The sequence below is a fragment of the Paenibacillus doosanensis genome, assembly GCF_025060755.1.
GTDB lineage: Bacteria > Bacillota > Bacilli > Paenibacillales > NBRC-103111 > Paenibacillus_S > Paenibacillus_S doosanensis.
In genome coordinates this window covers 1-15,048 of record NZ_JANYUY010000038.1, presented here as the reverse complement: position 1 = coordinate 15,048, position 15,048 = coordinate 1, and the positions used below count along the sequence as shown (strand labels likewise).

Annotated in this window: 10 protein-coding genes; 2 read left to right on the top strand and 8 right to left on the bottom strand. The window is 53.3% G+C overall.

Annotated elements, in window-relative coordinates:
* Positions 1-8: 8 nt before the first annotated feature.
* The 3 genes from N0M98_RS22930 to N0M98_RS22920 form a co-directional block, all read right to left on the bottom strand.
* On the bottom strand, positions 9-1,682 hold the full coding sequence (locus tag N0M98_RS22930) for an ABC transporter substrate-binding protein (protein ID WP_259619289.1): 1,674 nt from the start codon (positions 1,680-1,682) through the stop codon (positions 9-11).
* A 206-nt stretch (positions 1,683-1,888) separates the two neighbouring features.
* Positions 1,889-4,264 carry a helix-turn-helix domain-containing protein gene (locus N0M98_RS22925; RefSeq protein WP_259619288.1) on the bottom strand — a complete coding sequence of 792 codons (2,376 nt, stop codon included), beginning with the start codon at positions 4,262-4,264 and terminating at the stop codon, positions 1,889-1,891.
* 399 nt (positions 4,265-4,663) lie between these two features.
* On the bottom strand, positions 4,664-5,806 hold the full coding sequence (locus N0M98_RS22920; protein WP_249865133.1) for a sulfite reductase subunit alpha: 1,143 nt from the start codon (positions 5,804-5,806) through the stop codon (positions 4,664-4,666).
* 320 nt (positions 5,807-6,126) lie between these two features.
* Here N0M98_RS22920 and N0M98_RS22915 point away from each other — a divergent pair, with 320 nt between their 5' ends.
* Entirely contained in the window at positions 6,127-6,708 is a 582-nt protein-coding gene (locus N0M98_RS22915) for a TetR/AcrR family transcriptional regulator (protein WP_259619287.1), read from the top strand.
* Between the two features lie 25 nt (positions 6,709-6,733).
* Positions 6,734-7,933 (top strand): MFS transporter, encoded by a 1,200-nt coding sequence (locus N0M98_RS22910; protein ID WP_249865135.1) that lies wholly within the window; start codon positions 6,734-6,736, stop codon positions 7,931-7,933.
* A gap of 204 nt (positions 7,934-8,137) precedes the next feature.
* On the opposite strand, the gene N0M98_RS22905 is transcribed toward N0M98_RS22910, so the two are convergent.
* From N0M98_RS22905 to ltrA, 5 genes are all read right to left on the bottom strand, one after another.
* Positions 8,138-9,133: a glycoside hydrolase family 130 protein gene (locus N0M98_RS22905; RefSeq protein ID WP_259619286.1), complete on the bottom strand. Its 996-nt coding sequence runs from the start codon at positions 9,131-9,133 to the stop codon at positions 8,138-8,140.
* Positions 9,134-9,185: 52 nt separating this feature from the next.
* Positions 9,186-10,733 (bottom strand): extracellular solute-binding protein, encoded by a 1,548-nt coding sequence (locus N0M98_RS22900; RefSeq protein ID WP_259619285.1) that lies wholly within the window; start codon positions 10,731-10,733, stop codon positions 9,186-9,188.
* 66 nt (positions 10,734-10,799) lie between these two features.
* The gene (locus tag N0M98_RS22895; protein WP_249865138.1) at positions 10,800-11,672 is read right to left on the bottom strand and encodes a carbohydrate ABC transporter permease; all 873 of its coding nucleotides are present in this window, start codon (positions 11,670-11,672) and stop codon (positions 10,800-10,802) included.
* A 14-nt stretch (positions 11,673-11,686) separates the two neighbouring features.
* A complete protein-coding gene (locus N0M98_RS22890) occupies positions 11,687-12,643 on the bottom strand; it encodes an ABC transporter permease (protein ID WP_375295546.1) in 957 nt (318 codons plus the stop codon).
* A 281-nt stretch (positions 12,644-12,924) separates the two neighbouring features.
* Positions 12,925-14,091 carry a group II intron reverse transcriptase/maturase gene (gene ltrA, locus N0M98_RS22885; protein WP_259619284.1) on the bottom strand — a complete coding sequence of 389 codons (1,167 nt, stop codon included), beginning with the start codon at positions 14,089-14,091 and terminating at the stop codon, positions 12,925-12,927.
* Between the last annotated feature and the right edge of the window lie 957 nt (positions 14,092-15,048).

Sequence of the window (15,048 nt, the reverse complement as noted above, 5' to 3'; positions counted from 1 at the left end):
GGATTAGGCTACTTTTTCTTGATCTGCTTAAGCGACAGGGCGGAGGTAACGGGAAGGTTCTCGTCGTAATTGGTGAACTGGTCCACCCGGTACGGGATATGTCCGCCTACGTTGTACATAACCGCGATCGGCGCCTTATCCGCGATTCGCTGCTGAACTTGCTGGTACAGCTCCTTGCGTTTGGCCGAATCGGCCGAGGATGCCTCATCCAGCCACTTATCCACATCCGCGTCGCGGAAACGCATGTAGTTGAGCCCCGGTGTATTCGACCCGATAGGCGCGGTCATTTTGCTGTGGAAAATTTCCAGCTGCGCCTGCGGATCGGGAGGCGTCGTAATGCCGTTCTGCAGCAGCTCGTAGTCGCCGGCCATCAAAAGCTTGGTCAGCTCCGGCCAGGTCACCAGCTTGGTCGTCGTCTCGATGCCGACCTCTTTCAGCCAGGCGGTAATCATCGCGCCTTCCTTGTTCTGCGCGGGCGCGTTCGCCGCCATATGGTAGGTAAAGGACAGCGGCTTGCCGTCTTTTTCATAAATGCCCTTGGCGTTCTTCTTGTAGCCGGCCGCTTCCAGCCCTTTGACCGCCTCGTTCAAATTGTAATTGTAAGCGGCGCTGTCGATCAGCTTCTTGTCGGTCATATCGCCGAATACGGACGATAAGAAGCCGGGATTGGCCGGGAATACGCCGTTGGACTCGCCCTTCTCAATCAGCGACTTGCGATCTAGCGCCAGTTGAATCGCTTTACGCACCGCGGGATCGGATAAGAGCGGCTTTTCATTGTTCATGATCACGGAGTACGTGCTCAAACCGGGATAAATTTGCAGCTTGTTCACCGGATTTTCCAGCAGCTTCGGCACGCTCGGCATCGCCACCGTTCCCGTAGTCCCCTGGACGTCGCCTTTTTCCAGAGCCAGCGTCAGCGTCGAGGAATTGTTAAACCGGTTTACATACAGCTGATCGATGGACGGCGCCCCCAGGAAATAGTCGGCATTGCGGTCGAGCACGATGGCGCTTTCATTGATGCTTTTAAATTTGAAAGGTCCCGTACCGACCGGCGTTTTATTCAGAAATTCCGCCGCGTTCTCTTTCTCGAACAGATGTTTCGGCACCATATAGACGGTAGATAAATAAAACGGCAGCGACGGGAATTGATTATTCATCGTAAACACAACCGTATCCGTGCCCTGGGCTGTCACGTCCTTCAGCCGGTTATCTCCCCACAGCTGGTAACGGTCGAGCACCTTATTGTTCTTGAGCGTCTGGAACGAGTACAGCACGTCGTCGACGGTGAACGGCTGGCCGTCATGCCATTTCGCCTTCAGATTCAATTTGACCGTATACGTCTTGTTGTCATTCGACCATTTGCCTTCGCCGTCGGCCAAGCGCGGCATCAGCGCACCCTTAACCGGATTGAAATAATAGAGCGAATCGAACACGTAATCGAAGAACGGCGTCCAGTTCCCGGTGGCCAGAAACGGATTGAAGTTGGTAACCTGTTCGGGATTGACCGTTTCTCCCAAATGATAGATCCCTCCGGACGTTGGCGCAGCGGTCTCGGCTTTCGGCTGCCCCTGGCCGGCTGGCGCAGGATCGCTGCACGCCGTCAGCATCCCCAGCAGCATGGCCGACGCCAGCAGGACGCGCGAGGCTTTGTTTCCGGCGATTTTCCCGGCATTGTACTTCATAAGATGTGTCCCCCTTACAATAGGATGGTTTCGCATGGCATTGCTTTTCTGCACTTTGTCTGTGCTAGGTGTTCGGTTACAGGACCATCATAGAAAACCCGTTTTCCATCGTAAAGAGACCATTGTTGAACTAAGGGACTTCTGCTGAAATTTTCGTTTCCCGGCGCGATGGTCCTTTGATGACATTGTTCACCGCGCGCCGTTAATCAGTAAATCTGATCGCCCGCCAGCTTGCTCGGGGCATGGATATCGCGGTATTCGCCGGGCGTCACCCCTTCGTATTTTTTAAATATCCGGTTGAAGCTCCGCTGATTCGCGTAGCCTACCAACGCGCCGATTTCCTTGATCGCCAGCTTGCTGTGCTGCAACAGCTCCTTCGCTTTGGCCAAGCGGAGCATGAGCACATAATCGGTAAACGTCATGCTGATCTCCTGCCGGAACAGCCGGCTCACATACGAAGGGTCCAGCTTGAGCTGATCGGCGATGCCGCCGAGCGAGATGTCCTTATCGAAATTAAGCTGAATATAATCCAATATTTGTCTGGCTACCGAAGGCGGCTCCTCCGTCCGGCTCGAGTACAGCTGCCGGTGGACCGCTCCGACATAATCCTGAACGAACCGCACCGCCTGCTCGACCGTTTCGAGCCATTGCATCTGCTCATGGAGCCCGGATAGCTCCATATCGGTCCGAGACGGCTCCAGCCCCAGCTCGGAAGCGCGCTGGAATACGTCCACGACGAGTTGAAACAGAGAGTGCCGCAGCAGCGGGAACGACAAGCCCTCGGCTTGCAAAGCAAGCTCGTAGAGACGATCCAGCGCCTCTTCCAGCCGGTCCGGCTGCTCCGAACGCAAATGTAGCAGAAGCTCCCGCTTCGCCTCTCCCAGCTTGCGGAAAAATTGATGGTCGGCCGGCCCCCTCGCCTGCTGCATCCAGATCGGCGCGATCAGTCCGCCGCCCTTGAATGCCCGGTGCTCCAGCGCCTCCACCGCCTCCTGATAGGAGATGCCGATATCCGCCGCAGACTCCTTCAGATCGCCGACACCGACGCTGATCGACAGCTTCAAATAGCTGTCGATGGAGCTTACTATGCTCGCCGCTACGGCCTCGGCCCGTTCCCGGAAGTCCTCTCTCTCCATCGCCGCTTCCAGGTTGCAGATCAGAATCATATCTCTGCTCTCGGTATGCAGCGGGTAACTGCGAAACGCGCCTCCGGCCAGCTCGCTGCCTGCCTTGGCAATAAAATAGCGGATGGAGCTCTGATCCAGACTGCTGTACTTTTTTACATAGGAGGCGTAATTATCGATGCGCAGCACGCAGACGAAAAATCCGTGGCGCGTCACCGGCAGACGGTAGTAGGCGAACTTGGCCAGCCGTTCCTCCGCATCCAGCGGCTGCTCTTGGATCAGCTGCTGCAGAAAGCTCTGCTGCAGCACCGGCCAGTTGTCCCGGAGCTGAACCTCCAGCTCGCTTCCTTTTTCTTTTAAGGAATGAAAGGCGTCAAACAGCATGGTCACTTCGCTCTTCTCCCCGTCCGGCGGCTGATCCCTTCTCTCTTCCTTCTTGTTGTTTACCAATTGAACGAGCGAATAGATCGGACTGTAAATTTTCAAGGAAATGAAAAAGGCGAATACTCCCGCGATCCCGATACTGAACACCATCAGAATGAGCATGAACGATTGGATCGCTTTGCCGCTTTTATACAAGGAAACCGTCGGAATCAGGTTGACGTACTTCCAGCCGCTATAAGGCGAGGTCAGAGCCGTAAACGAATAATCGGCGTTGCGAAAATGGGAAGTGAACGCCGTCGTCCGGTCCGTCAAATGTTCGCCGACGACGGCGAATTCCTTATCGCTCACGACCGCCCCCGTCGTTATGTTGTAAGCGAGCGAAGCGTCCGGGCTGACCATCCAGATTTCTTCCCCCGGCCGAATCAGATGAATCGACGGGCTCTGAAACAATGCCTGCTGGTTCAGATTAACGATGACAGCCCCGTTGATCGGAGTGCCTACCCAGGGGGTTGTCCGGATTAAGGTGACCTGCGTTTCGTTAAGCTGGGACGCTCTGGTCTTGGAATAAGGGCGCACGAACCAGCGGCCCTCCGTCCGGTGCATCGACGCGTACAGCGGAAACCACTCCGGATCGTCGCTGTCCGCTACTTTCGTCAAGCCGGTAAGAGCCGATTGCATTAGCCCGCTGCGCGCATAATATACGGAGATGGACTCGATATAAGGCGAGGAAATATACGATTCCAGCATCATATCATGGATCGTATCCGTATCCGGCTTCGCCGGCCCTTCCAGCCCGGCTTCCAAAGCTCTGGAGAAGGCCATATTCTGGGCAAGCCGGATCGTAATTTGATCCACCTCGTTCAGCAGAACGTCCATCAGACGCCTGGTCTGCTCCAGCACCTGCATACTGGAGCGCGTCACTTCGTCCCGGACGACGTTCTGGCTGTACCGTTCGCCGAGAAAGCCGACGACCGCCGCAGTCATCGCCACCAGCACAATTTGAATAAACAAGATGCGGAAGAACAGACTGCGAAACTTAAAATTGGAAAAGGCCGATTGAATCAAGCTGATCATGGGAATCCCCCCGTAAAAGGATCTGATGTTTTATATCATATAAACCCGATAGGATTAATATATCATAGATCGGATGCCGGAAATACGAGAATTGTTGCGGGGGTAATGAGATCAACCTCCATCAAGTGAGAGAACGCATAAGGACGAATATTATCGCCTACGTTTATATTATCATTTTGAGTGCGCTTTCAAAACAGTTTTATAGGGCAGCCGCCTTGGATTGCGCCCGCCCGAGTCGGCCCGGGCCGCTAGCAGCACCCTCAAGCTATACGCCGGTGTTGGATTAGCATTTATTTCCCAAGCAATAAGAAAGCCGGCGGTATACGACAAAAAAAGAGCGACCTTATGACCGCAAATTGCGGTATAAGATTGCTCTTCTTGTATAAAGTCTTCCTTCGATTAATATACGTCGCGTTGGTAGCGGCCCTGTTCCTGCATGTCTTTCAAATAAGCCTCCGCCGCATCGCGCGTCATTGCGCCTTCTTGTTCAATCACGCTGAGCAGCGCCTCGTGAACGTCCTTCGCCATATACTGCTTATCGCCGCAAACGTAGAAGTAAGCCCCGTTTTGCAGCCATGCAAACAATTCTTTGCCGTTCTCCAGCATTTTATGCTGAACGTATACTTTCTGCTCCGAATCCCGAGAGAACGCAGCATCGATTTTGGTCAGCACTCCGTCTTTTTGATAGCCTTCCAGCTCGTTTTGGTACAGGAAGTCCGTAGCCGCATGCTGGTCGCCGAAGAACAGCCACGCTCTGCCTGCCGCCTTGCTCACCGCGCGTTCCTCGATAAAGGAACGGAACGGAGCAATCCCCGTTCCCGGGCCGACCATAATGATATCTTTGTCCTTGGATTCCGGCAGGTTAAAGTGCTTGTTGGTTTGGATAAAGACCGGAAGCAAATCGCCTTCGTGAAGACGCTCCGCGCACAATACGGAACAAACCCCTTTGCGCTCCCGTCCGTGAGTCGTATAACGCACGGCGCCGATCGTCAGATGCACCTCATCGGGATGAGCGGCAAAGCTGCTTGCAATGGAGTACAGCCGCGGCGGCATTTTTCTCAAAATGGCCACCATATCTTGGGCGGAAGCCTTCCACGGACCGAAATCTCTCAGCAAATCAAGCAAATCGCGGCCTTCTACATATTCCTTTATATTGTCGCCCGATACAAGCTGCTGCAATTGTTCGTTGTCGGTCATGGCCGCCGCTTGCTGAGCCAATTTTTTCGTGAGCAAAGTAATTTCAAAATGCTTTGCCAAAGCTTCCTTCAGCGGAAGCGTATCTCCTTGCTTGGAAACGGGAACAGGCAATTCAGGGTCCCATTTCATTTCTTCCAAAATGGCGGCTACCAGCTCCGGATCGTTTTCCGGAACAATGCCCAGGCAATCGCCCGGCACGAAAGAAAGGCCGGAGCCTTGCAGCGATAGCTCAAGATGTCTCGTTTCTTTATTGGAGCCCGCTCCATTCAAATTCACGTTTTTGAGAACTTTCGCATGAAACGGGTTTGTTCTCGAAAAAGTTGTCGGCGTTGCTGTTGATTGCATACATTTCACCTCAAAAGTTGTTTGTATGTAGAATACCACAGGAAGCGGCATTTCGATATATTTTTGGCATAGAATTTTTTTATGACAATTCTGTCACAAAAGGGACAACTTTGGCGCCGTGCTAAGAGGCCGTATACGGTGAGGATCTGCCCCGGCAAGATCCTATCGGAGACGAGCGGACGAGAATGATCCCGTTCCTGTCGAGAGACAGCGGACAAGTTGGCGATAATGAACATAACAATTATTTTCTAGGCTTTGCATACGGATCGTTTATTTGATACAATAACTGACGAACGTTCGTCAGTTTGGAGGTGGTCTCATTGAAAAGCGATGATATTAAGGCGGCGGCTCTCAAATATTTTACCCTTCACGGCTATGAAGGCGCGTCTCTTTCGCAAATCGCCGACGAGGTCGGTATGAAAAAACAATCGATCTACGCTCATTTCAAAGGAAAGGACGATCTCTTTCTGCAAGTGCTGCACGATGCGAAGGAGACGGAGCTGGCCTTAAAGCTGCAATATTTCAGCGGCACCGGCTCGCTTCAGCCCGAGACGGATTTATACGGATTCCTGCGGCTGGTCATCGATCTGTTCCGTGAAAACGAGCAGTTAAAGTTTTGGCTGCGCATGTCTTTCTTTCCGCCGGCTCATCTGGTCAGAGCGATTGAACAAGAAGTCGTTGATCTGGAGGAGAAGGTGCAGGCAACGCTGGAACGCAAGTTTCAAGAATGGATCGATGCCGGCGCAATGGCGGAATTCTCGGCACAAATATCGACCCTTGCCTTCTTGGGCATCGTCGACTCTATTATGCTGGAGCTTGTATACGTCAACGACGAGAAGCGGCTGACGGATAAGGTCAATGCCTCTTGGGCAGTATTTTGGAGGGGAATTTCACAGCGCTGATTTTTATCACAGTGAGGTCATTTATATGAAAAAATCTATTAAAGATCAAAAGACGGTATTACTCATTCTATTAAGCAATCTGTTCATTGCCTTTCTCGGTATTGGTCTGGTCATCCCCGTCATGCCGTCCTTTATGAATATTATGCATTTGTCGGGACAAACTATGGGTTATCTTGTCGCCGTATTCGCTGCGGCGCAGCTTGTGATGTCGCCGTTCGCCGGGCGCTGGGTCGACCGGTACGGCAGAAAGAAAATCATCATCGCAGGCTTATTTCTGTTCGGCGTATCGGAGCTTATCTTCGGTTCGGGCACAAATGTATGGGTGCTGTATACGGCAAGGGTCTTGGGCGGAATTAGCGCAGCCTTTATTATGCCCGCCGTCACCGCCTATATCGCCGATGTGACCACATTAGAGGAGCGGCCGAAAGCGATGGGGTACATGTCCGCCGCCATCAGCACCGGTTTCATTATCGGACCCGGCGTCGGCGGATTTATTGCCGCATACGGCATACGCATGCCCTTCTATTTTGCGGCGGCGATTGCTTGCATAGCCTGCATATCGTCAATATTTATTCTCAAGGAACCGCTAACGAAGGAGCAATTCGCGGAAATTTCCGCCAATACGAAGCATACCAGCTTTTTCGGCGATGTAAGAAGATCGCTAAACCCTCTGTATTTCATTGCCTTTGCGATCGTATTCGTGCTCGCTTTCGGTTTATCTGCCTATGAAACAATTTTCAGCCTATTTTCCGATCATAAATTCGGCTATACGCCCAAGGACATCGCAGCCATCATTACCATAAGCTCGATCTTCGGCGTTGTCGTACAGCTGTTTATGTTCGGCGGGATGGTAGATAAGCTCGGCGAAAAGAAGCTGATTCAAATCTGCTTAATCACAGGCGCAATCTTGGCGGTAGCATCGACCCTGATCTCCGGCTTCTGGCTCGTGCTGACGGTGACCTGCTTCATCTTTCTCGCCTTCGACTTGCTACGTCCGGCATTGACGACCTTTTTATCGAGATCGGCCGGAAAAGAACAAGGCTTCGTCGCCGGAATGAACTCCACGTACACGAGCCTGGGCAATATCGTCGGCCCGGCGGCGGGCGGCATCTTATTCGATGTCAACATCAACTATCCTTACCTTTTCGCTGCGGTCATTATGGTTATCGGTCTGGGCATTACGGTAATGTGGAAAGAACGGCTACAAGAAGAGATTCCAGAATAGGAATCTTGCAGTACCCATTCGCATCGACTCTCCAATCCATGCTGATCGCTGTATTTTAACTATAAAAGGTATTGCAACACTGCTCCTGGAAATGGGGCAGACTGCATTTCGGATCAACTGCGTTTCATTCGGCGGAAGAGCAAAGCCCGGCGGAACCCTTATCGGGCTCCGCCGGGCTGCTCTATGACAGATGAGGCCGGTCGATTACTTACCGTTCAAGCACAAATTCACAAGATCGTCCACATGAGCCGTAGCCAGGCATTCCACCGTATCGGCGCCGCCGTAGTAGATTTTCACCTCGCCGTCGTCCTCGAGAATCATGCCCCCGGGGAAAATGACGTCATTGCGGAAGCCTTCCCGCTCATAGACCGTTTCCGGGGCCAGCAGCGGCTCGCCGCTCATGCCGATGATCTTGTACGGATCGTTCAGATCCAGCAGCATGACGCCGGCACAGTAGCGCTTCTTCCAGAACGGCTCCCAGCCGTTCTTGCCGCGGGACGGATCGATGTCCACCGAGTGGTACGTCGTCAGCCAGCCCTTGGACGTCTTGACCGGCGGCGCTCCCGGGCCAATCTTGTCATTGGCGAACGGCACCTTCTCCAGACCGAGCAGCAGCTCCGTGTTGCCCCAATATTTCAAATCCGGCGAGTCGGAGATCCAGATGTCGAAGCTATCCTTGCCGGCCTTGCCGTACACCGGGAACGGACGCTCCAGACGCACGTATTTACCGCCGATCTTCTCCGGGAACAGCACCATGTTGCGGTTATCCGGCGCCGACATGCTCAGCACCTCGAAGCTGACAAAGTCGTCCGTCACCGCCACCCCGCCGCGCACGCCGTGCTTCGTATCCACCGCGAAGCAGAGATAGCAGCGGCCGTCGATGACCGTCAGGCGCGGGTCGTACGTGCGGATGATCTCCTCGCTCTCGATGCCGAAGCAAGGCTTGTGCTGCACATCCCAATGAATGCCGTCGTTGCTGAACGCCAGCCCGATGTTGGTCGTGCTGCTCGGCAGCAGCGTCTGCTCTTGCGCATTGCCGTAATCGTTGCGGAACAGCATGACGTAGCGCCCTTCATATTTGGTTACACCTGCGTTGAACACAAGCGCCGGATTGTAGGGAACGTCCGCCGCCGTCAGGATCGGATTGCTTGGATGACGGGTAATGATCGGGCTGGATTGAAGAGAGCCGATGATAGACATGAAGTGAAACCTCCATAATAAATTGTATGAAAAACCAGCTGACTGCGGACGATTATTTCTTCGCCTTGGCGTACCAGTCGTTAACTTCCTTGTAGCTGGCATCGCCGCCGGCCGCCTTGTACTTGGTCAAGAAGGCGTCGAGATTGCCGATCTGCTCCGCTCCGAAGATGAGCTTGGTCGTGTAGTCGCCCGCCATCGTGTTCAGCGATTGGAAGGTCTTGGAAAACTCCGGCATATAAGGCGCATAGCCTAACAAGTCGGCGACCTTGGTCGTCTCCGGCTGCACCCGGTTCATAAAGTTCCAAGCGTCGAACAGTCGCATATCTTTGCGCACGCGGGCTTGCCAGTAGATCGGATAGTTTTTGTCGTCCGTACCGGTCAAGAAGTTGTTCGCCTGGTTCCGCTCATCGGTAAAAATCGGGTTAATCGGCGTATAATTGCCGTCCTTGAGCGTATAGTGCTTGTTCTCCTCCCCGATCGCCATCGTCTTGAAGGTGTCCTTCTCCAGCTTGGCGTTCAGCCACTTGACCGTATCCTCCGGATGCTTCGAAGCTTTCGGAATGAACGTAATACGATCGAAGCCCTTGGTCGCGGACAAGCCGACTTGCCCGTTCTTTCCGGTCAGCGCCGGGATAAACCCGCCCTTGGCCGCAGGAACGTTCTTCGTCAGGGCATCCATAATCGCCGGTACGTCAGACCAGTTCATCATAATCATGCCTGCCCGGCCGCTGGTGAATTTTTCTTTTGCGGTAGCGTCCTTGTTAGCGGCATACTCCTTATCCAGAAGCCCTTGCTTGAACAAGTCGGTGACGAAGGCGACATAGTCCTTGTAAGCCGGGTCCATGACACGCGGCGTCAGCTTGCCGTTCACGTCGTTCCAGAAATTCGGCATGCCGAAAGCGCCTACAATATTGGCGATGAAAGGGGCTTCGCCGCTGACCGTCAGCGGAATGTTTTTATCCCCGTTGCCGCCGGGGTCCTTCTCTTTGAAAGCTTTCAGCACAGCCGTCAGCTCATCCAGTGTCGTCGGCGCTTTCATCCCGACCTTGTCCAGCCAGTCCTGGCGAATGAACAAGCTGGTGTTGACGGTGAAGAGACTTTTGGTCGGAATGGCATACAGCTTGCCGTCCACCTTGGCCGCTTCCAGCGCTTCCGGATCGACCGCAGCTTTAATGTTGGGACCGTATTTATCCAGAAGCGGACCGAGATCGACAAGCGCGCCCTTCTTGGCATAGTCGGAATAAAGCGCTTTGAAATCGGTGGTGCCCGCCGTTGTTACCACATCGTAAGGCTCGCCGGATGCGATCAGTATGTTCAGCTTATCCTGCGGCTTATCCTGCGGAAGCATATCGTACTGCACCTTGTAGCCGGTCGCCTGCTCCAAAAATTTGGCTACCGGGTAGGTGTTGTAATCGTCCTTCTGCCAAATTTGCAGAGCTTTCAATTCCGGCTTGGGGCCGGCAGTTGCAGCCGGAGCTGCCGGCGCTTTGGAGTCGGTGTCGGCTCCTGTGCCCGCGTTATTGCCGCAAGCGGCCAGCGCTGTGACCGACAAGCAGGCGGTGAGTGATAGAAATGCCAGTTTTCTGTATTTCTGTTGCATACGTAAACCTCCCCTAATAATGTTAGCATATCATTAAGCCCTTAAGGTTTGGGCATTAACGCAAACTTAGCCTTTCACGGAGCCGATGAGCACGCCTTTGACAAAATGCTTTTGCAAGTACGGATACACCAGCAGCATCGGAACGATGGAAGCGATGACGGTGGCCGCCCGGATGCCTTCCGGGGAGGCGTTCATCAGCTCGTCCGCCGTCTTGCCCATCGAGGAGCTGTCCGCATCGAGCACGATGTCGCGAAGGTATAGCTGCAGCGGCTTCAAGCTCGGGCTCGTGATGTAGAGCATCGGGTTGAAATAGTCGTTCCAGAAGTACACGGCATAGAACAGCGCGATCGTTGCCAGCACGGGACCGCTAAGAGGCAGCACGATCCGGAACAAAATCGTCAGGTTGCGGGCACCGTCCATTTTGGCCGATTCCTCGAGCGCTTCGGGTAAAGATTCGTAGTAGCTTTTGATCACAAGCATATTGAACACACTGATCAGTGACGGGAGAATGATGGACCACAGGCTGTTCAGCAGATGAAGCTGCTTGATGAGCAAGTAGTTTGGAATAATCCCGCCGTTGAACATCATGGTGAAGATGAACAAGATCAGGATTAGGGAGATGCCGGGCAGATGTCTCTTCGACAAAGGATACGCCGTAATTGCTGTAAGCAGGATCGAGAGCAGCGTCCCAACGATCGTGACGAACAGCGAGACGGAAATCGAATGCAGAAATTGGGCTGAGGATACGACATACTTCATCGTCTCCAGCTGAAATCCGACAGGGATTAGCCCGACCTGGCCGGAGATGACAGCAGATTCCTCGCTCAGCGCCTTGGACAGCACGTTAACGAGCGGGAGCAGCGTGATGAGTCCGCAGACCAGCAGCATGATATAAATCAAAGCGTCCAGAGACCGCTCGCCTAAAGTTTTTTTGCGCATAGTTCGTTCCACCCCTACCATATGCTTCGCTTGATGAGCTTCTTGCTGAGTTCATTGCCTAAGATGATTAAGATGAAGCCGACGACGGAATTGAACAGCCCGACCGCCGTGCTGAAGCTGTAATCCTGCTGACCAAGACCTTGCCGGTATACGAAGGTGCCGATGACGTCGCCCGACTCATAGACGACCGAGTTGTACATCGTTAAAATTTGCTCGGTACCGGCTTCCAGCAAATGACCGAGGCGCAGCACCAGCACGAGAACGATCGTCGGCAGGATGCCCGGCAGCGTGATATAGAGCATTTGCCGGATGCGTCCCGCTCCGTCGATGGAGGCCGCTTCATACTGCTCCTGCTCGATGCCGGCGATCGCGGCGATGAAGATGATGGCGTTCCAGCCCGATTCCTTCCAACCGGCGGTGAAGACGAGAACACTACGGAACACGTCGTTATCGAGGAAGAACGAGATCGGCGTGCCGCCGAAATATTGAATGACGTTGTTGACCATGCCGCCGCTTGGGGACAAAATCGTCATGAACAGCCCGGAAATGATGACCCAGGATAAGAAATGCGGGAGGAAAATGACCGTCTGCACCGTCCGCTTGAACCATACCTTCCGCACCTCGTTCAGGAACAGCGCGATCAGGATCGGGATCGGGAAGAGCAGGACGATTTTGTACAGGCTGATGATCAATGTGTTTATAAAGACGTGGTAGAAGTCCTCCGAATGGAACAGCTTATTGAACTGGTCGAGCCCCACCCACTTGCTGCCGGACACGCCGTCGAAAATGTTGAAATCCATGAACGCAATGACAATGCCGTACATCGGGGTATATTTGAACAATAGCAAAAACAGCAGCCCCGGGAGCAGGATCAGGTAGAGATCCAAGTTGGAGCGGAACAGCCTCCATCGATCGCTCATGACTGCGGCACGCACTTTTCTGCGCTTCAAGCTTGCATCGGTCACGCTCATCGCCGACTCACCTCCAAGTTGTTATGTGTTTATTATAGGGAGGATGCCAGGATGACTGTAGATGGTGATATTTTTGTTTCTGGTAGTTTCTTATGGTCTTGGGCGGGAGATGGGTTCATTGATTCTCTCCGCATAGTAGGGTAAGACGGGGGATTACTCCCCCGGACTCCCCGCCAAACCGTGCAAGCGGATTTCCCGCACACGGCTTTCCTTCGTCAGTTCCCCATCTTCAGGAGTGAGCCGTCTTCCTCCGTCGCCGGAGTGCATATTTCACGCCTGAATTAGAAACGTATGGCGAGCAGGCTTGTCAGAAATACCATTCCCGCTTTTTCCAACACCTTGTTTGGAATCAGCGTGTTTGAAACCGTTGACCTCTTTTTGCGCATACAGGCTCGCACCCTCATGCGCGTCCATTCGTCCAAACGCTGAAACTTCGTTTTTACATTCCCAATCCCAAAGTAATTGCCAAATCCGCGCACCACTTCATTTAGCTTCTTGATCATTTCGCCAAGGTTATTCCTTTGTTGCCTGCGGGTGATTTTACGGATTTTATCTTTGTACTTCTTCACCTTATCATCAGGCAAAATCAGAAAGTCCTTCCAAAAGTCGAACCCTAGGAAGCGGAATCCTTCCTCGAAATGCACCACTTTGGTTTTCTCCGGGTGCATTCGCAGTTGGAGTTCTTCCTCCAGAATCGTCTTCGCCGCCGTGTACGCTTGCTCTGCCTTCTCCTTTGTTTTGCAAAGAATTACCGCATCGTCTGCATACCTTACCACGGCAAATCCCCGTTCCTTCATCTCCCAGTCGAAATGATTTAAGTAAATATTTGCCAAAAGCGGACTGATGACCCCGCCTTGCGGAGACCCGACTTCCGTTTCATGGAACTGATCATCTTCCATGACTCCCACGGTCAGCCATCCGCGAATGAGCGCCAGCACTTTCCCGTCGGTGATCCGTTCATATACCTTCTCCATCAGCAATTCGTGTGGAATTTCATCGAAGAAGGACATGATGTCGAGATCAACCACATATTCGTATCCGCCGCGCTTCGCACGTCGAATCGTGGATATCGCTTGGTGTGCAGAGTATCTGGGACGAAAGCCAAAGCTGTAGTAGTAGAAGTCCTGTTCGAAGATCGGCTCAATGATTCGTCGTACCGCTTGCTGGCATACGCGGTCCCGGATCGTGGGAATGCCTAATGGCCTTAATTTCCCGTTTTCCTTCTCGATGTAACGCCGCAGCACCGGGTCGGGTTCATACCGGCCTTGTTGCAGTATCCTTTGGATTTCCCGCAGATTGATGTTCAGGTTCTTCTCGAACATTTCAATGCTTACGCCATCGATACCGCCGCTTCCATCGTTCTTCTTCACTTCCAGCCAAGCTTCGTACAGATTCTCCATTTGGTACACTTTGTCGATCAGGGAGTAGTAGCGTCGTTTTGGTTTCATGGTGTTTCACCACCTTTGCGCCGCTCACCAAGCTGGTATTGCCTTTGCTCCAAAGATCGATTCCTTGCTCGTTCCGCGCCGGGTAAATGCGTTTTAGGCTTATTGCCAATCGCTCCTGTTTATCCGCCGCGTACTCAGGTCGCCAGCATGCCTGTATCCCCAAGCGTTGCTACGCTGTCGGCGGGACGCACCCTCTCGGTCATGCCCTGTTCGTTTAAGGCGCTTACGATCTCCACTTGCTAAGACTCACAGACTTTGACGAAGCACGTCCCCTTTACCTCTGTCTTTCCCTCTTTTGGAGTGAAAGCAGGTTGTGCGACCAGGCGCACACTCATCCGAGTTTTCCCCTCCACACTGTCACCAGCTTTCATCGGCTCGGATTTTCTCGTTACTACGGGACGATCCGCCATCTCGCCGCCCTTCGCTTAGGCTTTCCCCTATGGGTTATACCACTCCTACCTTGCGGCGTTTACCGCAAGGAGACGACGAGACTTCCCTCGGTCATCGTCACATTCTGTTCCATCCATCCTGACCCTAATCACGTCGATGAGCCTTGCAGGTCAAGTCCCTTTCGTGTTTTCCTGCAAGATATGCCGTCGCATAGGTTTCCCCGTTATAACGGCGGGTCACCCAACATCGCCGCCACCTCTGGTTTACGTATTGTTCCGGGCTGGACTTTGCCTGCAGGCCCTTCGGATTCCCCTCGCGGAAGACACCCTGCCAGTCCTTCTCCCAGCGGAGTTAGGACTTCTGCTTCGGCTACGGCACTTTAAAGGGTAAAGTTACCGGGTGGATTTGAACCACCTAGAATGTGCGACTGCGAGGCGCACGTCATAACCACCGGCTTAGCCGGTGGCTTCCATCAGCCCTATAAGGGCATGGTACTAGCACGCGCCTAAGAAGGCGCACTGAAAGTCTGCCAACCGCGAGCGGTCCCGGGCTTGCCCCTCAAAGGGG

Excerpts from the sequence above, each read along its gene's own strand:
- N0M98_RS22930 (WP_259619289.1), bottom strand. The coding sequence starts at position 1,682 with ATGAAGTACAATGCCGGGAAAATCGCCGGAAACAAAGCCTCGCGCGTC.
- N0M98_RS22925 (WP_259619288.1), bottom strand. The coding sequence starts at position 4,264 with ATGATCAGCTTGATTCAATCGGCCTTTTCCAATTTTAAGTTTCGCAGT.
- N0M98_RS22920 (WP_249865133.1), bottom strand. The coding sequence starts at position 5,806 with ATGCAATCAACAGCAACGCCGACAACTTTTTCGAGAACAAACCCGTTT.
- N0M98_RS22910 (WP_249865135.1), top strand. The coding sequence starts at position 6,734 with ATGAAAAAATCTATTAAAGATCAAAAGACGGTATTACTCATTCTATTA.
- N0M98_RS22905 (WP_259619286.1), bottom strand. The coding sequence starts at position 9,133 with ATGTCTATCATCGGCTCTCTTCAATCCAGCCCGATCATTACCCGTCAT.
- N0M98_RS22900 (WP_259619285.1), bottom strand. The coding sequence starts at position 10,733 with ATGCAACAGAAATACAGAAAACTGGCATTTCTATCACTCACCGCCTGC.
- N0M98_RS22895 (WP_249865138.1), bottom strand. The coding sequence starts at position 11,672 with ATGCGCAAAAAAACTTTAGGCGAGCGGTCTCTGGACGCTTTGATTTAT.
- N0M98_RS22890 (WP_375295546.1), bottom strand. The coding sequence starts at position 12,643 with ATGAGCGTGACCGATGCAAGCTTGAAGCGCAGAAAAGTGCGTGCCGCA.
- ltrA (WP_259619284.1), bottom strand. The coding sequence starts at position 14,091 with ATGAAACCAAAACGACGCTACTACTCCCTGATCGACAAAGTGTACCAA.